This window comes from Streptomyces sp. NPDC059649 (assembly GCF_042734445.1).
Lineage (GTDB): Bacteria > Actinomycetota > Actinomycetes > Streptomycetales > Streptomycetaceae > Streptomyces.
Genome location: NZ_JBHWDV010000004.1, coordinates 160,570 through 177,135, shown reverse-complemented (window position 1 = coordinate 177,135; position 16,566 = coordinate 160,570). Strand labels below are relative to the sequence as shown.

Genomic DNA, 16,566 nt, shown 5'->3' with positions numbered 1-16,566 from the left:
GGTGCACTAGTGTGATGCACCTCCAATTCCCTTGTTGCGCTTACTGTTTGCACCGTAAGCCGCGCCTGCTTACCTTGTCACGCATGACGTTTACCTCGTACACACCCGCCACCCCCACTCCCGAGCCGCGGGCCGGCCGCCGGGAGTGGATCGCCCTCGCCGTCCTCCTGCTGCCCTGCCTCCTGGTCTCCATGGACGTCTCGGTGCTCTACTTCGCCGTGCCGTTCCTGACCGCGCAGCTGGAACCCAGCAGCGTCCAACAGCTGTGGATCCTGGACGTCTACGGATTCGTCCTGGCCGGCCTGCTCATCACCATGGGCGCGCTGGGAGACCGCATCGGCCGCCGCCGGCTGCTGCTGTTCGGCGCGCTGCTCTTCGCCCTCGCCTCCGGGGTCGCGGCCTACGCACGCAGCGCCGACATGCTCATCGCCGCACGGGCGTTCCTCGGCATCGGCGGCGCGACCCTGATGCCCTCCACCCTGGCGCTGATCCGCAACCTCTTCCACGACGCCAAGCAGCGCGGCAAGGCCATCGCCATCTGGTCGGCCGCGACCATGGGCGGCATCGCGGTCGGGCCGGTGCTCAGCGGACTGCTGCTGGAGCACTTCTGGTGGGGCTCGGTGTTCCTGGTCAACACCCCGGCGATGGTGCTGCTGCTGGTCTGCGGACCGCTGCTGCTCCCGGAGTTCAAGAACCCGAAGGCCGGCCGCTTCGACCTGCCCGGCTCGCTGCTCTCCCTGCTCGCCATGCTGCCGATCGTCTACGGCATCAAGGAGATGGCCCGCAACGGCGTCTCCGTCCTGCCCGTCCTCGCCCTCGTCGTCGGCCTGCTGGCCGCCGCGGGCTTCGTCGTCCGCCAGCGCACCGCCCGCCACCCCATGCTCGACCTGGAACTCTTCCGGCACCGCGGGTTCAGCGTCTCGGTGCTGATGAACCTGCTGGCGATGTTCGCGATCGTCGGCTGTGCGGTCTTCTTCACCCAGTACCTGCAGACCGTACGGGGCATGAGCCCCCTGGAGGCCGCGCTCTGGAACCTGCTGCCGACCCTCGCCGTGGGCGGTATGACCGCGGTGGCCACGGCGCTCGCCCAGCGGATGGACCGGGCGCGGGTCATCGCCATCGGATTCGTCCTCGCCGCCGGCGGCTTCGTCTGGCTCTCCTGGGTGGAGCCGGGCTCGGCGCTCTGGTACCTCCTGGTCGCCTCGTCGGTCTACGCCTCGGGCCTGGTGATGGTGGCGTCGCTCGGCAACGAACTGGCCCTCGGCGCGGCGCCCCCGGAGCGCGCGGGCTCCGCCTCGGCCGTACTGGAGTCCGGCACGGAACTGGGCGGCGCGCTGGGCATGGCGATCCTGGGCAGCATCGGCAGCGCCGTCTACCGCGGCCACATGGACGACGCCCTGCCGTCCGGCCTCCCCCAGGGGGCGGCCGATGCCGCACGGGAGACGCTGGCCGGCGCCGCCGCGGTGGCCGCACACCTCCCGGCGCAGGCCGGCCGGGCGGTGCTGACCGCGTCCCGCGCGGCCTTCACCGACGGGATGCAGACGGCCGTGCTGAGCGCCGCGGGCCTGATGCTCTGCGCCGCCGTACTGGCCGTGGCCCTGCTGCGCGGCGTCGGCCCGAGCGGACCGGAGGGCTCCGGTCCGGTCGATGCCTCGGCGGCCCCCGACGCCCCTCAGGGGCGGCCGACCGAAGTCCCCGGGGCGGTCAGCTGAAGTCGAACTCGCCGGTGCGGGTCCGCTTGAGCTCGAAGAACTTGTCGTAACCGGCGAGGAGGCGGGCGCCGTCGAAGACCCGCACCGCGTCCTCGCCGCGCGGGATCGCCATCAGCACCGGCCCGAAGAACGCCACCCCGTCGAGGTGGATCGTGGGCGTCCCGACGTCCTCGCCGACCGGGTCCATGCCCTCGTGGTGGCTCTTGCGCAGCGCATCGTCGTACGCGTCGCTCCCGGCGGCACGGGCCAGCTCGGCCGGCAGCCCGACCTCGGCGAGCGCCTCCTCGATGACGGTCGCGGTGTCCTCGCGGCCGTTGTTGTGGATACGGGTGCCCAGCGCGGTGTAGAGGTCGCGCAGTACGCCCTCGCCGTGCTCCTGGGCCGCCGCGATGCACACCCGCACCGGGCCCCAACCGGAGTCCAGCAGCTCGCGGTACTTCTCGGGGAGGTCCGCGCGGCCCTCGTTGAGCACGGACAGGCTCATCACCCGGAACCGCAGGTCCAGCTCGCGGTGGCGCTCGACCTCCAGGATCCAGCGGGAGGAGATCCAGGCGAACGGGCAGATCGGGTCGAAGTAGAAGTCGACGGAGTGGCGGGCGGGGGAGTGGCGGCTGTCGCTCGGCTGTGTCATACGGCGACCCTAAGCCGCCACCGGCCCGCCCGCGCGGTCCACCTGGCCACGGCGATCGTGGGCCACTTGCGGGGCGGGGACTACTCCGCGCCGTCGCCCAGCATCCGCTGCAGCAGCCCCTTCAGCAGCGTGCGCTCGGCGATCGTCAGCTTGCCCAGCGGCTCGCGGGCGAAGTGCAGCGACGTCCGCAGCGCCTCCGCCGTCCGCGCCCCCTCGGCCGTCGCTGCGGCGAGCTTGACGCGGCGGTCGTCCGGGTCGGGCCGGCGCTCGACCAGACCGCGGGACTCCAGGCGGTCCACGATCCCGGTGACGTTCGACGGCTCGCACTTCAGGCAGTTGGCGATCTTGCGCATGGGCTGCGGGGCGACCGCGAGCAGGCTGAGGACCCGGGCCTGCGTGCCGGTGAGGGAGTGCTCGGCCGCGGCGTGCTCGTACTCCTCGTGGTAGCGGGCGACGACGGTGCCGATGAGATCGACGACCTCGACGGTCAAGGAGTCTGGGCGCGGTGTCATACGGACCAGGATACCCGATTACTTGACAGCATGAAATATCGAGCTCATTATTGTTTCAGCAACTGAAACATTAGGAGGATGGCTCTCATGTCCGCACTGCCCACGACCAGCCGCGAATGGCACCTCGTCGCCCGCCCGCACGGCTGGCCCACCCCGGAGGACTTCGCGCTGCGCGAGGCCGCGGTGCCCGAGCTCGCCGAGGGCCAGGTCCTCGTCCGCAACCAGCACTTCTCCGTCGACCCGTACATGCGCGGCCGGATGAACGACGTGAAGTCCTACGTCCCGCCCTTCCAGCTCGACGAGCCGATGGAGGGCGGCGCGGTCGGTGAGGTCATCGCCTCCCGCGCCGACTCCCTCGCCGTCGGCGACCACGTCCTGCACGGCCTCGGCTGGCGCGAGTACGCCGTCGTGGACGCCAAGCGGACCGCCAAGGTGGACCCGTCCCTGGCCCCGCTCACCGCCTACCTCGGCGTCCTGGGCATGCCGGGCCTGACCGCGTACGCGGGCCTGCTGGAGGTCGCCTCCTTCAAGGAGGGCGACGCCGTCTTCGTGTCCGGTGCGGCCGGTGCGGTGGGCAGCGAGGTCGGCCAGATCGCCAAGCTCAAGGGCGCCTCCCGGGTCATCGGCTCGGCCGGCTCCGACGAGAAGGTCAAGCTCCTGGTCGAGGAGTACGGCTTCGACGCCGCCTTCAACTACAAGAACGGCAACGTCACCCAGCAGCTGAAGGAGGCCGCCCCGGAGGGCATCGACGTCTACTTCGACAACGTCGGCGGCGACCACCTCGAAGCGGCCATCAGCGCCCTCAACGTCCACGGCCGGGTGGCCATCTGCGGCATGATCTCGATGTACAACGCCACCGAGCCGAGCCCCGCGCCGCGCAACCTCGCCATGGTCATCGGCAAGCGGCTGCGCCTCCAGGGCCTGCTGGTCAGCGACCACTCCGCACTGCAGCCGCGGTTCGTCGAGGAGGTCTCCGCCTGGATCCGCTCCGGCGAGCTCAAGTACGGCGAGACCAAGGTCGCCGGCATCGAGCACGGCGTGGACGCCTTCCTGGGCCTGCTCCGCGGCGAGAACACCGGCAAGATGATCGTGAGCCTGACGGAGGACTGAGCGATCACCGAGGGCGGCCGATGGAGGGCGTGCCCTCCTCGCCGTGCCCTTGCGCGGGACCGTTAGGCTCGGCGACAAGCCGTCGCGATCCGTGGGCGCGAGTCGCGGCGAACCACAGGAGGATTCCGTATGTCCATCCAGACCGTCGACGTCGTCTACACCGCCGTCGCCACCGCTGAGAACGGCCGTGACGGCCGCGTCGCCAGCGACGACGGCAAGCTCGACGTGGTCGTCAACCCGCCCAAGGAGCAGGGCGGCAGCGGCGCCGGCACCAACCCGGAGCAGCTGTTCGCGGCCGGTTACAGCGCCTGCTTCCAGGGCGCGCTCAGCGTCGTCGCCCGCCGGGAGAACGTCGATGTCTCCGGCTCCCGGGTGACCGCCAAGGTCGGCATCGGCAAGACCCCGGACGGCGCCTTCGGCCTCACGGTCGAGATCGTGGCCTCGATCCCCACGGTCGACGCCGCCACCGCCAAGGACCTGGTGGAGAAGGCGCACCAGGTGTGCCCGTACTCCCACGCCACCCGCGGCAACATCGACGTCAAGCTGACCGTCGCCTGACGGACGGGCATCTGACCGGCTGTCGTCGCCCGAGGGACGGCCGTGTGACCGGCCGGCCGTCGCTTGACGGACGGCCGCTCGGCAGACCGCCGCAACGGCGTCTCCCGTAGTGGCATCGCTCGCCGCGACGTCTCCGTGCACACGCCAGGGGCCGTATCCCGGATGACCCGGGGTGCGGCCCCTTGGCGTATACGGAGGCCGCCTGGTCACTTCGGCCGCATGAGGCCGCCGTACTCCCGTGTGACGCAGACCACCCGCACCGTGCCTTGACGCACCCGCCGTGTAATCGATTACGTAGCCCTCACGGCATCTCCGTGAAAACGATTACACACCTGCACACGCACCAGAACGCGCACCTGATCACGCACCTGAACGCGATGACCCACACGAACGGAACGGCAACGGCGCCATGGCGAACATCAAGGATGTGGCAGAGCGGGCAGGGGTCTCCGTCGCCACGGTCTCCCGGGCCCTCAACGGACACAGCCCGGTCGCCGAGACCCGCGACCGGGTGCTCGCCGCCGTCCGCGAGCTGGGCTACCGCCCCAACAACGTCGCCCGCGCCCTGCGCACCGCCCGGACCGGCGCGCTCGGCCTGATCATCAGCGATCTGACCAACCCGTTCTTCACCGAACTGGCCGACGCCGTCGAGGACGCGGCCCGCAGCCTCGGCTACAGCCTGGTCATCGGCAACGCCGGCGAACGCCCCGAGCAGCAGGACGACTACATCCGCACCCTGCTCGACCGTCGGATCGACGGCCTGCTGGTCAGCTCGGCCGGCACCGGCTCGGCGATGCTCCGCGAGGTCGTCGCCTCCGGCACCCCGCTGGTCCTGCTGGACCGCAGCGTCCCCGGCATCGACGCCCCCTGCGTACGTGCCGACGGCCGCGCCGCGCTCACCGAACTCGCCGGCCACCTCGCCGCCCTCGGCCGCCGCCGCCCCGCGATCATCGTCGCCCCGGCCGGCACCCCCACCGGCGACGAACGCCTCGCCCACTTCCGTACCGCGCTGGCCGGCCACGGCATCCCGCTGCCCGACGAACGGGTAGGCGCCACCCCCGACCTGCAACCCGCCGGCGGCCGCCAGGTGATGCGCGGCTTCCTCGACCTTACCGAGCCGCCGGACGTGGTGCTGGCCACCGACAACCTGATGGCGCTCGGCGCGCTGGACGAACTCCGCGCCCGCGGGCTGCGGGTCCCCGACGACATGGCCCTGGTCGTCTACGACGACGTGCCCTGGTTCGCCCACACCGATCCGCCGCTGACCGCCATCGCCCAGCCCACCCGCGAACTGGGCCGGGCCGCTGTCCGGGCGCTGCTGACCAGGATCGAGGGCCACCCCGCCGAATCGGTACTCCTCCCGGCCCGGCTCCTGCCCCGCCGCTCCTGCGGCGAACCGGCGGCGGGTTGAGTGACGGGCGGGGGCGGGCTGAATGGCGGCGGGGGCGGGGCTTCGCCGGTCTCCGACGCCCGAGGGGCAGCCACCAGCGATCAATCAGCAACAGAGCAAGAGCAGAGCAAAAACAAGAGCAACAGCAAGAGCAAGAGCAAGAGCAAGAGCTAAAGAAGTTAAAGAAGAGTGACCACATGCTCCAGGCCCACCGCGTCATCACCGGGGTCTTCGCCGCCAACGTCGAGATGGCGCTCGGCGCCGTCAAGGCGCTGGACGGCCGGTCGGGCAAGGACGTCAAGGTGGTGGCGTTCGACGGCACACCCGACGGCATCACCGCGGTCCGCGACGGCACCCTGACCGCCACCATCGCCCAGCAGCCGGAACTCCTCGGCAACAGGCGGTGGACTGGGCCCTGAAGGCCGCCCGCGGTGAGAAGCTGCCGCAGTCGGTCAAGGTCCCGGTGGTACTGGTAACCCCCAAGAACGCGGCCACATTCGACGGCGGATGAGCCACAGCGGCGGCCTGACACATGGGCCGCCCCGGCTGAGCCGCCGCCACCCGGCCCAAACCAACGCACAACAATCAACGCACCCCCAATAACCCACGCACCCCCAACAACCCACGCACCACACACGAGAAGAGAAGGAGAGCGGCGCATGGACAGCCACCGGCGGAACTGGGCGACGCTCGGAAACGGGAGAACGGCGCATGTATGACGTCCTGGTGGTCGGCTCGGCCAACGCGGATCTGACGGTACGGGTCGAACGGCGCCCCGGCGCGGGGGAGACCGTGCTCGGCACGGACCTGGTCGAGTCGGCCGGCGGCAAGGGCGCCAATCAGGCGGCCGCAGCGGCCCGGATCGGCGGGCGCACCGCCCTGCTGGCCCGGGTCGGCGGCGACGCCTACGGCGAACTGCTGCTGCACGCCCAGCGCGAGGCCGGCACCGATGTCTCGCCGGTCATCGTGGACGAGTCAGCCCGCACCGGCACCGCGATGATCATCGTCGACCCGGACGGCGACAACAGCATCGTCGTCTCCCCGGGCGCCAACGCCGCCCTCACCCCGCAGGACGTGGCCGCGGCGCAGGACACCATCGCCGCCTCCGCGGTGGTCTCCCTCCAGCTGGAGATCCCCATGGAGTCCGTACGGGCTGCCGCAGCCACCGCCGAACAGGCCGGCACCCGCGTCGTCCTCAACCCCTCCCCGGCACCCGTGACGACACTGGCCCCCGAACTCCTCGCGGTGGCCGACCCGTTGGTGGTCAACGAGCACGAGGCCCGCCAGCTCTCCGGCCGTGCCGATGGCACCCCCGCCGAGTGGGCACGGGCACTGCGCGACCAGGGCGCCCGCTCCGTCGTCGTCACCCTCGGCGGCGACGGCGCGCTGGTCCTGGACGCCTCCGGAGCCACCGAGGTGCCGGGCGTACGCGTCAAGGCCGTGGACACCACCGGCGCCGGCGACGCCTTCACCGGCGCCCTGGCCACCCGCCTGGCCCGCGGCGACGCCCTCCCCGAGGCCGCCCGCTTCGCCGTACGGGTCGGAGCCGCAGCCGTCACCAAGCCGGGCGCCCAGCCCTCGTACCCCACCCGCGCCGAACTGGAAACCCTCGCCCCGGAATCCGCCCAGGACGCGGGCGACGACAGGTAGCCAGGGACACGAACGGGGCGGTGCCTGGGCGGCCGTTGACCCTTGACCGCTGACCGCTGACCGCTGACCGCTGACCGCTGACCGCTGACCGCTGACCGCTGACCGCTGACCGCTGACGCTGACCGCCGGTCGCCGGCCACGGACCGTAGACCACCGGTCATCGGCCACTGGCCGCCGGCCACGGACCGTAGACCGTCGGCCGCCGGGCGTCGACCACCGGCCGTCAACCGCCAACCGTCGGCCGCGTCGGCCCCGGCCGGGTCATCGCTATCCGTCCACCTCCGCCCCCGCCCCCCATCCGCGTCCCCGCCCCATCCCCATCCCCATCCCCATCCCCGTCCCCGGCCCCATCTGCATCTCCATCTCCACCCTCATCCCGTCTCCCGCTCCACCTCCCGCTCGCTCTCGATTTCCTTCTCCAGTTCCTTCGGTCCGTACAGTGCATGGTCCGCGCCGGTCGCCACTGCCCAGTAGCGGTCGCCGTAGGACCAGTGCCACCACTCCGTCGGGTAGTTGACCAGCCCGGCGGCGGCGAGCGCGGCGCTCAGTATCCGGCGGTGCTCGCGGGCGGCGGGGGACAGGCCCGGCGCGGCCGTGTAGCAGGCACCGTCGCTCTCCTCCGGGGAGGCGTTGATCGGTGTCCCCATGTCGACCTCTTCGCCGTCGGCGGTGACGAGCGTGAGATCCACCGCACCACCCGCGCTGTGCGGTGCTATCTCCGGCGGGGAGACGTACCGGCTGGCGGCCTGATGGACCCGTGCCCCGTCCCAGTCCGGGTGCGCGGCGCGCAACTCGCCCGCGTACTCCTCGAAGTACTGTCGCTGGAGGCCCGGCGGGCGGTACCCCTCGACGAACTGCAGCCGCAGCCCGTCCGGCAGCGCCCGCTGCGCGTCCAGCAGTCGCCGCAGCACTCCCTCCCGCAGGTGTGCGAAGGCACCCTGCTCGTCGACCAGGTCCCCGGCCACCTGCAGGCCGGGCGCCGCGGTCCGCACGTCCACCAGCGGCTCGCCGCACTCCTTGACCGGTATCGCCGCCACCGCCGGGTCCGACATCAGCGTGATCTGGTCACGGACGTCGCTCACCACCAGCTCCGCACCGTCGCCCGGCACCGGGGCGGTCCACTCCGCGGCCACTGCCACCCGCTCACCCGACGGCAGCCAGACTCCGCTCAGCCCGCAGGCCGGCCCGGGACTGCCGACCTCCATTCCGTTGGCAAGCAGCACGAGGAGTCCGTGCTCCCGCGCTATCTCGCCGTACTGCGCCAACCGTTCCGCCGAATCATGGAAGGCGCTGGAGAGATACACCCGGCAGCCGTCCGCCGCGGCCCGCGCCGGCACCTCGGGGAAGCTGTTGTCGAAGCATGTGGCCAGCGCGAACCGGATCCCGCCGAGGAAGAACCGGCCATCGGCACTGCCCGGCGCGAAGACCTCGCTCTCGTCGTCGGACACATGGACCTTGTCGTATCGGGTCAGCAGCGTGCCGTCCGGTCCGTAGACGAACGAGGAGATCGTCGGCCGGCCGCCGGCCTCGACGGCCCGTCCCGGGGCGTTCACCACCGCCGCCACCCCGCTCGCCCGACAGGCTTCCCGCACCGGCGCCAGCCGGGCATCGTCGGGAGCGACCGTGAGCCGGTCCGGATCGGCCGCTATGAGCCGCAGGTCGTAGTGCGTCAGGGCGAGTTCGGCGAAGACCACCAGGCCGACGCCACGGCCGGCGGCCTCGCCGATGAGCGCGGCCATGCGGGCGGCGTTGGCCTCGATATCCCCTGGCACGGGGGCGAACTGTGCGGCTGCGGTGATCATTCCCCCATGATGCCCGCCACGGCCCCGACGCGTGCGGGCCTGTGGATAACTTTTCGCGGCCCCAGTCGCGGCCCGGTCGCGCCGGCGGTACGCCCTGCTCACCCCCTTGCCCTGCTCGCTCCGCCCGACCCCTTCCCGCTCGTCCCCTCTTCCCGCTCATCCCCCTTCGCTACGAGGTGCCAGTTCGGCACGATGGTGCCGGTTCATCACGAGGGGTGCCGGTTCGTGACGAGGTGCCGGTTCGCTACGACGTACCCGCCGCAGTGCCGCTCGCCGAGTCGGCCGCCACCGTCACGATCTCCCGCACCTGCCGGGTGATCGCCATCCGGTTCTGCACCAGGACCGGGTCGGTGACCTGCCCGTTCGCCGGATCCGTGTTGCCGGGCCCGAACTCCAGGACGGGGGTGTGCAGATGCCCGCCCGGCAGCGTCGGGCGTCCGACCGCATCCCGGAGCAGCGTCGCCCGATAGGCGATCTCATTGGACAGATAGTCTCCACCGCCCCCCGCCCGGGCGGTCGAACCCGGAGTCGGCCCGTCCGGCCGCTCGACCGGCGCCGTACCGCCCGCCGGTATTTCCGTCACGGCGGTGTGATCGACCACCGGGTACGGCCCGGTGCCGGCCGCCACGATCCGTGCGTACGGGAGGCTGGTGGTCGTCCACTGCGGCTGCGGCGTAACCGTCGGGACCCCGGGCGGAATCGGCACGGTCTCGGTACGTGAGTCCCGCACATTGTCCGGGTAGCCGCCCCGCCAGGCGCCGTTGGTCCGCTCCACGTCGAACCGTCCAGGTCGTCCCTGGCTGATCGTCGTGAACAGATCCACCTGCCGCGGACCGCCCCGCAAATACGGAGCCAGGGTTCGTTCCACCGTCCCCCGCGCGAAATCGGCCCACCGTACGGGGAAGACCACGGCCTCGATCCGCGCCGACTCACCCGACGCGGTCCGAATCGTCGTTCCGTCCAGTGCGAGCGCCGCCGCTCCCGACGGGTTGCTCCGCCGCGGATCGGCGTCCAGCTGGAACGGATCGAACCCGGTCACCACGATCCGCCGCAGGTGCTTTCCCGCGGGCAGCTCGATCGAGTCCTGGCCCCGCGATCCGCGTTCCAACGTGCCATTCAGCGCCTCTCGTTGACCCGACGACAGCCCGAAACCCGGCCGCCACTGCCGCAGCTCCTTCGACATCCCAAGCCGCGCCCAATACAGCGGGCGGTCGTCGTCCCGGCTGAGATCGCCACCCGCGGGCCCACGCCCCTGCGCCCGGTCCACGGCCCGCCGCCACAACGCCCGCCCCTCAGCCTCCACATACCGCCTGGCCTGCTGGTACGTGCGTATTCGCGCCAGCCCGCGCGCGAACTCCCGCGGCCATACGGCAAACCCACTGCGCCGCAGGATCTCCTGAGGGGCGGCCTGCGTCAGTCGGCCCTCCTCCACGGTGAGCTCCGCAGCTGCAGTTGCAGCTGCACCCGTAGCCGTCGCCGTAGCCGTGTGGGCGGTGGTTGTGGGTACCGCAGTGGCTATGGATGTTTCGGGCGTGATGGAGGTCGTGGTTGCCGCGGCCGACGGGGTCGGAAGGGACAGCGGAACGGCCGCCAACAGGGCGACACCGAGCCTGCTCAGGAAGGGGGTTGAGCGACCGGCGCTCGGCCTGGACGAGGGCGCTGAGGGTGATCTCATGGGGTGAGTAAAGCGGGGGCGCGGGCGCGACGGTAGAGGGCGGGTGCATGGCCCTCCGCGGTCACGGATAGGGTTTCCCGTCCGGCCTGGGTCTGGTCCGAGTCAGGCCCGAGTCCGACCTGGGTCTGGTCCGGGTCCGGTCCGCTCCCTTCGTCACATCGCCGTCGGGAGCCTGTTTTCGGCTCGATGCCGGGCGCCTGACCGAACTCGTCACCAGGCTCATCACGGGGTCTATCGCCCGTTTGGTCACCAGGCTCATCACCAGACTCATCAGGGCTCATCACCGGGCTCATTCCGGACACGACACGTATCCGGGCTTGTTTCCACGAGACTCAGGGGGATCTCTGTGGCCACCCCGCCACCACCGCACGGCCCGCACCCGTACGCTCCGCCGCCCAGCCAGCCAGGCCCGAACCCGTACGGCCCACCATCGGGTTACCCGGCCCCGGGCCTCGGGCCGACCCCGGCCGCCCAGGCGTCCCACCCGCACCCTCACCAACCCCCGGTGCAGCAGTATCCGCACCAGCAGTACCCGCCCCACCAGTACCCACCCCAGCAGTACCCGCCCCACCAGCACCCGGATCCGTACGCTCAGCCGTACGGGGCAGCCCCCGCCCCCGGTTGTGTGTTCTGCGGTGCGCAGCCCGCCGTCCAGGCCACCGTACGGGGCCACCAGGGCATCCTCTACGTCATGCGGTTCCTCAGCCGCAGCGGCATGTTCTGCCGTTCGTGCGGACTGGCCACCTATCGGGAGATGTCGGCGAAAACCCTGTGGCAAGGCTGGTGGAGCCCGCTTTCCGTGGCCATCACCCCGCTCACCCTCCTGATGAACCTCGGCCCCCGGGCGCGCTTCCGCAAACTGGGGCCTCCGATGGGCGGCTTCCGGCCCTCGCTCGATCCGGGCAAGCCGCTCACGCGCCGCCCCGAGGCGATGCTGTTCCTCATACCCATGGCCCTGCTCGCACTGCTGCTGCCGGTGCTGTTCGTCATCGGCCTGCTCGCGGACGACCCGTACGACGGCCCGACCACTACGGGAGGGGAGACGGCGCAGACCCTCAGCGTCGGCGACTGCGTACGCAATGACGGCGACTGGCACGAGCAGGACCTGCAGACACTGGATTGCGGATCGGCCGATGCGCAGTTCAAGGTGACCCGCATCCTCCGCTCCACAGGCGAGCAGTGCGCCGACGGGGACTACCTGGCCGACACCAAGTACAGCTCGGACGGGATGACCACCTCCTGCCTCACACCCCTCCGGTAGGCGTTCCGGAGTCCCCACTGTCGCCGCCCGCGCTCTCGTCGTCCGCGGGGTCGCCGCCCCCGCTGTCGTCGTCCCCGCCTCCGAGCAACGTGACAAAGTCCCGGAACGCCGCGGGCATATCGACGTTCTCCGGGTCCATCAGCCACTGCAGCTGGAGCCCGTCCATCACCGCGACCAGCAGCGGAGCCGCGCGCTCCGGCGTCAGACCGCCGGGCAGCCGGTCCCCGAACTCGGCCCGTAGCGCCGCCGCCATCGCCGCCCGTACGGTCCGGAAACGGGACTCGAAGAAGGCGCGGGCGGGATGGTCCTCGGTGACGCTGTCGGCGGACAGGACGGTGTAGGTCTGGACGATGCCGGGGCGGGTGGCGTTGTAGTCGACGAGTTGGGCGAGGGTGTCGGTGCCCCAGGTACCGGACGCCGCGGCGGACGAGGCCAGATCCCAACGGTCCCGCGCCTCCAGTACACCGACCAGCAGCAGCTCCTTGGTGGGGAAGTGGTGCAGCAGCCCCTGCTGGGTCAGCCCGGCGCGCTCGGCGACGGCGGCCAGCGAGGTGCGGCGGTAGCCCCGCTCGGCGATGAGTTCCATGGCGGCCTCCAGGATGGCCTCGCGCCGCTCGGCGCGCTGGGCCTCCCGCCCGCCACCGCCCCGCCGCGGCACCGTCCGGTCGTCGCGGGAGGCGCCCCGATCTCGTGCAGTCACCGGCCGAGCGTAACCCCGGCGTGGAGAACTCGTACGGGCAAGGTAACGGACGGGTCACAATGCCTACCGTTCAGGAGGTGAGAGGATCAGAATCCGGCCAGGGGGAGCGCATGCCGCCGGGGCAGCAGTCCCACAGCTCCGACAGGCCCAACGGGCCCCACACGTCTACAGGTTCACGGACCCAACGGGTCCACAGGCCCAACAAGCCCGACAAGCCCAAGGGGCCCAACAGGCCTAACAAGCCCAACAAGCCCAACAGGTCCACCAGGCCCAACAGCGAGACCGGAGAGCCGTATGGCCGACGCCCAGTCACACCGCCCGTCCCGCGACGACGCCGTCCCCGCCCAGGCCTCCACTCGTACGGATGCACACGCCGGGCTCCACCCTGCTGCCCAACCCGTGGATGCGGATGCCGAGACGCGCGCCGACGAACACGAGGAGCCGCTCGGCGCGGAACATGCCGCCGAACACGCCGAACACGCCGAACATGCCGAACACGCCGATGCCGTCGAACGGGCCCTCGCCGCGCTCGACCTGGAGACCAAGGTTCGGCTGCTGTCCGGCCAGGACATGTGGACCCTCCCGGCCATCCCCGAGATCGGCCTGCGGTCGCTGGTGATGTCGGACGGCCCGATCGGCGTACGCGGCCAGGAATGGAGCGCCGCGGACCCGTCGGTCGCCCTGCCCAGCCCCACCGCGCTGGCCGCCACCTGGGACCCCGAACTCGCCCGCCGCGCCGGGCACCTGCTCGCCCAGGAGGCCCGCCGCAAGGGCGTGCACGTCCTCCTGGCGCCGACCGTCAATCTGCACCGCTCCCCACTGGGCGGCCGCCACTTCGAGTGCTATTCGGAAGACCCGCTCCTCACCGGTGCGATCGGCGCCGGATACGTACGGGGGGTCCAGGAAGGCGGCGTCGCAACCACGGTCAAGCACTTCGTCGGCAACGACGCCGAGACCGACCGGCTCACCGTCGACAACCGCATCGCGCCCCGCCCGCTGCGCGAGCTCTACCTCGCGCCGTTCGAGCACATCGTCACCCACGCCCGACCCTGGGGCATCATGACCGCGTACAACCAGGTCAACGGCTCGACGATGACCGAACACCGTTACCTCGTCCAGGACGTCCTGCGCGGCGAATGGGGCTTCGACGGCTGCAACGTCTCCGACTGGACGGCCGCCCGGGACACCGTCCGCGCGCTCCGCGGCGGCCTGGACGTGGCCATGCCCGGCCCGCGCACCGTCTACGGCGCCCCGCTCGCCGAGGCCGTCCGAGCCGGTGAGGTGTCCGAAGACGAGGTGGACGACGCGGTCCGCCGCGTACTCCTGCTCGCCGCCCGGACGGGATGCCTTGCCGACGTACCCCCTGCCGTCGCCCCGACCGACGTGCCCCAAGGGATCGACGGCCCCGCAACGGCCCGCGAAATCGCCCGCCGCGCCTTCGTCCTGCTCCGCAACGAACCGGTGACGGGTGAGTCGACGGCCGATGCACCAGTAGTCGTTCAAGAGGTAGCCCATGAAGCAGTAGCCGATGCACCGGTAGCCGATGAAGAGGCAGTCAATGACGCAGCGGGGGCCCAACCCGCTCACGCCGCACGCCCATTGCTGCCCCTGGACCCGACCACGATCCGCTCCCTCGCCGTCATCGGAGCCACCGCGCGGGACGCCCGGGTACTCGGCGGCGGATCCGCGACCGTCTTCCCCGACCGGATCGTCTCCCCGCTGGAAGGACTGCGCGCGGCCCTGCCCGACGACGTCGAGGTCACCTTCGCCGTCGGCGCCGACCCGCGCACCCGGATCGCCCTCGCCCGCGAAGGGTTCACCCTGCATGCCCACTACCTCGACGCGGACGGCAACCTGCTCGCCGAAACCCCCCAGTTCGACGGGAAGGTACAGGTGATGGGCCGTTTCCCGGGCGGCGTCACCCGGCAGAACCTCAATGCCGTCGAACTGACCGGCAGCTACACCCCGCGGCTCAGCGGCGCCCACACCTTCGCCGTCGCCGGGACCGGCGCCCTCCGGCTGACCGTGGACGGCACGGTCCTCTTCGACGACACCGTCGTACCCGAGGGCAGCGACCCGTTCGAGGCGTTCATGAATCCCGTCGAGCAGCAAGTAACGGCAGAACTGGCGGCGGGGGAACGGGTCGACGTCACCCTGCGGTTCGTGCCGCGCAGCCTCGGGCTGGGGGAGGGGATGGACGCACTGAACTTCACCCTCGGCCACAGCGCGCCGCAGCTCGACCCGGACGCCGAGATCGAGGAAGCGGTCCGCGCCGCGGCCGCCGCCGATGTCGCGGTGGTGGTCGTCGCCACGACCGAAGAGGTCGAGTCAGAGGGCTTCGACCGCAGCGATCTACGGTTGCCCGGCCGCCAGGACGAACTGGTCAGCCGGGTCGCCGCGGTCAACCCGCGCACCGTCGTCGTGGTCAACTCCGGCTCTCCGGTGGAACTCCCCTGGCGCGAGCAGGTCGCTGCGATCCTGCTGAGCTGGTTCCCGGGGCAGGAGGCCGGTGCCGCACTCGCCGACGTCCTGCTCGGGACCCACGAGCCCGGCGGCCGACTCCCCACCACCTGGCCGGACCGCCTCGACGACGCCCCGGTCACCACCGTCACTCCCACCAACGGCGAACTCGCCTACGCCGAGGGCCTGTTCCTCGGCTACCGCGCCTGGCAGCGGTCCGCGTCGCTTCCCACCCCCGCCTACCCCTTCGGCCACGGCCTCGGCTACACCGACTGGGAGTACGAGTCCCTGGACACCACCCCCGACTCCGTACGCGTACGCCTCCGCAACACGGGCCCCCGCCCCGGCCGCGAGACCGTCCAGATCTACCTGACCCCCGCCCCCACCCCCACCCCCACGCCAACCACCCCGCACAGCACCCCGCCCGTCCCATACGCCACCGAGTCCGCCACGGCTACCCCGCATGGCACAGAGCCCTCCCCGGCTGCCCTGACGGGGGCGACCGCCGACGCCACCGCAGAGGCCCCCGAACGACCGGTCCGCTGGTTGGTCGGCTTTGCCGTCGTCGAGGCCGGTCCCGGGGAGAGCGCCGAGGCGGAAATCCCGCTACCGGACCGCGCCTTCGCCATCTGGGACGAGGAGGCAGGCGACTGGCGCCGGATCAAGGGCGTCTACACCGTCGAGGCATCCCACAGCCTCACCGACCGCCGCCTCACAGCCGAGGTCACCGCCGCATGACCGCCGAGGGCAACTCACCGTGGCCTGACAGCCGAGGCCGCCGCCGTATGACAGCGAGGGCTGCTCACGCGGCCTGACACCCGAGGCCTCCGCTTGCATGACAGCGAGGGCCGCTCACCTGGCCTGACACCCGAGGTCACCGCCATCCGACCGCGAGGGCCGCTCACCGCCGCCCCACACCTGAGGCCGCTTTCGCATGACAGTCGCGATCAGCGCAGCGCGACGGCCGAATCACCGCTGTCTGACCCCAGCTCCCCGGGAGGCGCCGACCGGACCGGGGGCCCCGGGGCCCCGCCCCCACCCCCTCCCCCAACCCCCTCTCGCTCCCCCCATCCCGTCGCCACCCACACACAGAGCCGCCCACAGC

The 16,566-nt window shown here is 71.6% G+C and carries 13 protein-coding genes; 8 read left to right on the top strand and 5 right to left on the bottom strand.

Annotated elements, in window-relative coordinates; translation table 11 throughout:
- Positions 1-83 precede the first annotated feature (83 nt).
- Positions 84-1,712 (top strand): MFS transporter, encoded by a 1,629-nt coding sequence (locus ACFV1J_RS08890; RefSeq protein WP_385856593.1) that lies wholly within the window; start codon positions 84-86, stop codon positions 1,710-1,712.
- Here ACFV1J_RS08890 and ACFV1J_RS08885 read toward each other — a convergent pair.
- Both ACFV1J_RS08885 and ACFV1J_RS08880 read right to left on the bottom strand, forming a co-directional pair.
- Positions 1,705-2,343: a disulfide bond formation protein DsbA gene (locus ACFV1J_RS08885; RefSeq protein ID WP_385856592.1), complete on the bottom strand. Its 639-nt coding sequence runs from the start codon at positions 2,341-2,343 to the stop codon at positions 1,705-1,707. The genes ACFV1J_RS08890 and ACFV1J_RS08885 overlap by 8 nt on opposite strands.
- An 80-nt stretch (positions 2,344-2,423) precedes the next feature.
- A complete protein-coding gene (locus ACFV1J_RS08880) occupies positions 2,424-2,855 on the bottom strand; it encodes a MarR family winged helix-turn-helix transcriptional regulator (RefSeq protein ID WP_385856591.1) in 432 nt (143 codons plus the stop codon).
- Between the two features lie 87 nt (positions 2,856-2,942).
- Here ACFV1J_RS08880 and ACFV1J_RS08875 point away from each other — a divergent pair, with 87 nt between their 5' ends.
- The 5 genes from ACFV1J_RS08875 (at position 2,943) to ACFV1J_RS08855 (ending at position 7,563) form a co-directional block, all read left to right on the top strand.
- Entirely contained in the window at positions 2,943-3,965 is a 1,023-nt protein-coding gene (locus tag ACFV1J_RS08875) for an NADP-dependent oxidoreductase (protein ID WP_385856590.1), read from the top strand.
- 129 nt (positions 3,966-4,094) lie between these two features.
- The gene (locus tag ACFV1J_RS08870; protein ID WP_385856589.1) at positions 4,095-4,523 is read left to right on the top strand and encodes an organic hydroperoxide resistance protein; all 429 of its coding nucleotides are present in this window, start codon (positions 4,095-4,097) and stop codon (positions 4,521-4,523) included.
- Positions 4,524-4,932: 409 nt separating this feature from the next.
- Positions 4,933-5,934, top strand: coding sequence for a LacI family DNA-binding transcriptional regulator (locus tag ACFV1J_RS08865; RefSeq protein ID WP_385856588.1), 1,002 nt, complete (start codon positions 4,933-4,935; stop codon positions 5,932-5,934).
- A gap of 176 nt (positions 5,935-6,110) precedes the next feature.
- Positions 6,111-6,332, top strand: coding sequence for a substrate-binding domain-containing protein (locus ACFV1J_RS08860; RefSeq protein ID WP_385856587.1), 222 nt, complete (start codon positions 6,111-6,113; stop codon positions 6,330-6,332).
- Positions 6,333-6,624: 292 nt separating this feature from the next.
- Positions 6,625-7,563, top strand: a complete 939-nt coding sequence (locus tag ACFV1J_RS08855) for a ribokinase (RefSeq protein WP_385856586.1) — start codon at positions 6,625-6,627, stop codon at positions 7,561-7,563.
- Positions 7,564-7,934: 371 nt separating this feature from the next.
- On the opposite strand, the gene ACFV1J_RS08850 is transcribed toward ACFV1J_RS08855, so the two are convergent.
- Positions 7,935-9,365 carry a nitrilase-related carbon-nitrogen hydrolase gene (locus tag ACFV1J_RS08850; RefSeq protein ID WP_385856585.1) on the bottom strand — a complete coding sequence of 477 codons (1,431 nt, stop codon included), beginning with the start codon at positions 9,363-9,365 and terminating at the stop codon, positions 7,935-7,937.
- A 244-nt stretch (positions 9,366-9,609) separates the two neighbouring features.
- Complete coding sequence (locus tag ACFV1J_RS08845) at positions 9,610-10,983, bottom strand: pyroglutamyl peptidase (RefSeq protein WP_385856735.1); 1,374 nt, start codon at positions 10,981-10,983, stop codon at positions 9,610-9,612.
- Positions 10,984-11,545: 562 nt separating this feature from the next.
- Between ACFV1J_RS08845 and ACFV1J_RS08840 the strand changes: the two genes are divergently transcribed.
- Positions 11,546-12,301, top strand: a complete 756-nt coding sequence (locus tag ACFV1J_RS08840; protein WP_385856584.1) for a hypothetical protein — start codon at positions 11,546-11,548, stop codon at positions 12,299-12,301.
- On the opposite strand, the gene ACFV1J_RS08835 is transcribed toward ACFV1J_RS08840, so the two are convergent.
- Positions 12,285-12,959 carry a TetR/AcrR family transcriptional regulator gene (locus ACFV1J_RS08835; RefSeq protein ID WP_385856734.1) on the bottom strand — a complete coding sequence of 225 codons (675 nt, stop codon included), beginning with the start codon at positions 12,957-12,959 and terminating at the stop codon, positions 12,285-12,287. The two genes, ACFV1J_RS08840 and ACFV1J_RS08835, sit on opposite strands and share 17 nt — an antisense overlap.
- 336 nt (positions 12,960-13,295) lie before the next feature.
- Here ACFV1J_RS08835 and ACFV1J_RS08830 point away from each other — a divergent pair, with 336 nt between their 5' ends.
- A complete protein-coding gene (locus ACFV1J_RS08830) occupies positions 13,296-16,199 on the top strand; it encodes a glycoside hydrolase family 3 protein (protein ID WP_385856583.1) in 2,904 nt (967 codons plus the stop codon).
- Positions 16,200-16,566: the final 367 nt, after the last annotated feature.

Bases quoted from the DNA above. Each gene is read 5' to 3' on its own strand.
- ACFV1J_RS08890 (WP_385856593.1), top strand. From the start codon at position 84: ATGACGTTTACCTCGTACACACCCGCCACCCCCACTCCCGAGCCGCGG.
- ACFV1J_RS08885 (WP_385856592.1), bottom strand. From the start codon at position 2,343: ATGACACAGCCGAGCGACAGCCGCCACTCCCCCGCCCGCCACTCCGTC.
- ACFV1J_RS08880 (WP_385856591.1), bottom strand. From the start codon at position 2,855: ATGACACCGCGCCCAGACTCCTTGACCGTCGAGGTCGTCGATCTCATC.
- ACFV1J_RS08875 (WP_385856590.1), top strand. From the start codon at position 2,943: ATGTCCGCACTGCCCACGACCAGCCGCGAATGGCACCTCGTCGCCCGC.
- ACFV1J_RS08870 (WP_385856589.1), top strand. From the start codon at position 4,095: ATGTCCATCCAGACCGTCGACGTCGTCTACACCGCCGTCGCCACCGCT.
- ACFV1J_RS08865 (WP_385856588.1), top strand. From the start codon at position 4,933: ATGGCGAACATCAAGGATGTGGCAGAGCGGGCAGGGGTCTCCGTCGCC.
- ACFV1J_RS08860 (WP_385856587.1), top strand. From the start codon at position 6,111: ATGCTCCAGGCCCACCGCGTCATCACCGGGGTCTTCGCCGCCAACGTC.
- ACFV1J_RS08855 (WP_385856586.1), top strand. From the start codon at position 6,625: ATGTATGACGTCCTGGTGGTCGGCTCGGCCAACGCGGATCTGACGGTA.
- ACFV1J_RS08850 (WP_385856585.1), bottom strand. From the start codon at position 9,365: ATGATCACCGCAGCCGCACAGTTCGCCCCCGTGCCAGGGGATATCGAG.
- ACFV1J_RS08830 (WP_385856583.1), top strand. From the start codon at position 13,296: ATGGCCGACGCCCAGTCACACCGCCCGTCCCGCGACGACGCCGTCCCC.